This is a genomic window from Aeromonas media, from assembly GCF_000819985.1.
Classification (GTDB): domain Bacteria; phylum Pseudomonadota; class Gammaproteobacteria; order Enterobacterales; family Aeromonadaceae; genus Aeromonas; species Aeromonas media.
Genome location: NZ_CDBZ01000035.1, coordinates 4,276 through 6,235 on the forward strand (window position 1 = coordinate 4,276; position 1,960 = coordinate 6,235).

Annotated in this window: 2 protein-coding genes; both read right to left on the reverse strand. The window is 66.5% G+C overall.

The genetic code is table 11. The annotated features are described in order from the left end of the window. Positions 1-150: 150 nt before the first annotated feature. Positions 151-1,212, reverse strand: a complete 1,062-nt coding sequence (locus BN1127_RS02815) for a WD40/YVTN/BNR-like repeat-containing protein (protein ID WP_042648393.1) — start codon at positions 1,210-1,212, stop codon at positions 151-153. A gap of 87 nt (positions 1,213-1,299) precedes the next feature. Beyond that, a partial coding sequence (locus tag BN1127_RS22615; protein WP_042648394.1) for a DUF1329 domain-containing protein occupies positions 1,300-1,960 on the reverse strand: 661 nt, incomplete at its 5' end.

The window sequence follows — 1,960 nt, forward strand, 5'->3', positions numbered from 1 at the left end:
CACCAGCCGCTCCAGCAGGTTGCCGGAGTGCCTTTCGAACTGTGCCAACTCGCGGATCACCGGCATCGCATCTTGCTTCACATGGCCCATCTCTGGATCCTCGTTATCGTTATGGGGCCGTCATCCGGTGACGGCCTGCTTTCACACACGTTATTTGGCCGCAGTCGGCATGCGCACCCCGCGGCTGCCCACCAGCGCCAGGGTGCCATCGGCGGTCAGGGCGGCGCCCGCCACCGGCGAAGGCTCGGCCTGGGGCAGCAGCGTGAGCGGCTCGTTGCCACGCTGGAGCAGCATGTGACCGGCCTGGGTAAACAGGCGGAACTGGCCATCGGCCCCCTGCATCGCGGTGCTGATGCTGATGGGCAGCGGACTGGCCAGCCGTACCCAGTGCTGGCCGTCATCCGTGCTGCGATAGGCATGGCCGCGCAGCCCGTAGATCAGCAGCTCACCGGGTCGGCCGATGAGGCCGAAGAAGCTGCCGTCATAGGGGCTTGGCAAGGAGACGAAGCGCTGCGTCCCCGGGTCCCACTTGCGCAGCAGGCCCTGCTCACCCACGAGATAGAGGTCGTCACCGGCCCGGGCGATGGCATTGAGGTGCAGCCCCTGGGGGTTGTCGGTGCGATCCTGCAGCGGTGTCCAGCTTTGGCCACCATCCTGGGTGCGCAGGATCAGGTTGAAGACCCCGACCACGTAGCCGACCCTTTCATCCTGGAACCAGACGTCGAGCAGCGGCTTGTCGGCCCCCTCCTCCACCAGGCGCTGCCCCTCCTCCACCCATTGTGGCCAGGACTCGTTGCCTGGCTCGGCACGGGCCAGGGCCGAGTAATGGCGCAGGACCAGCTCCCCTATCTGGCGGCCATCCAGCTGTTTTTGCCAGCTGGTGCCACCATCTTGGCTGTGCAGCACCACGCCATCCCCCCCCACCGCCCAGCCCTGCTCGGGAGTGGGGAAGACGACGGCGTTCAGATCCGAACTCACCGGCACCCTGGCCTGCTGCCAGCCCTTGCCTTCGTCGTCGGAGTAGAGGATGTGACCCCGCTGCCCCACCGCCACCAGCCGCGACCCGGCACGGGTCAGATCCAGCAGGGCGCTGTGCCGGGCCAGGGCGCTCGGCTTGGCTGGCAGATCCAGCACGTCGATGTATTCAGACGCCAGCACGGCCCCCTGCATCAGCAGGGCGCAGCACAGCGCCAACTTGTTGAATGAACCCATACGTCCTTGTCTCCATATGCGCCGGGGACGCCGGCACGAACAGCCGGGAGCCGGGCTCGCCTGCGGCGAGCCTGGTTCCCGTCAGCGTCAGCGGATCCCCGCCCCGGCCAGAGACTCCGGCGACCACTTTGCCTTCGACAGGGAGGTGCCGTACTTGATGCCGCCGTAGGGACCCACCACGCCGTTGATGTTGTAGCTGCCCGCCACCAGGTCATAGATCATGAAGGGCGTCGCATCCGGGGTCTCCTTGTCATAGCTCTGGCTCAGGAAGGCAAAGGAGCCACGATAGAGCTGACCACGGGCGTCGTACTGATCGGAGGCCAGCGCCACCCAGCTGTCTTCGTCCAGGTAGAAGCGACGCTTTGCGTAGATGTGGCGCTCCCCGGCCTTGAGGTTGCCCTCCACCACCCAGACCCTGTGTTTCTCCCAGCGCACGTGATCCGGTGACAGGAAGTTCGGGGTGGTCAGGGCACTGGCATCGGGCTGATAGGTCAGTCGATAGGTGTTGTAGGGCACGATCATCTCCTGCTTGCCCACCAGCTTCCAGTCGAAGCGGTCCAGCGCGCCGTTGAACACGAACACATCGTCATAGGTGCCCGCCCCCGAGGTGCCCGGGTTCGGGGTGTCATAGGCCAGGTTCGGCGCCAGCTTGACCCGGCGCTGCCCCGGCAGGTACTGCCAGGCCTTGCGCGGCTGCTCCAGAGGGTTGGCGGCATCGCGCAGCATGATGGCCTCGCCGGCGCGCCGG

Bases quoted from the DNA above. Each gene is read 5' to 3' on its own strand.
- BN1127_RS02815 (WP_042648393.1), bottom strand. From the start codon at position 1,212: ATGGGTTCATTCAACAAGTTGGCGCTGTGCTGCGCCCTGCTGATGCAG.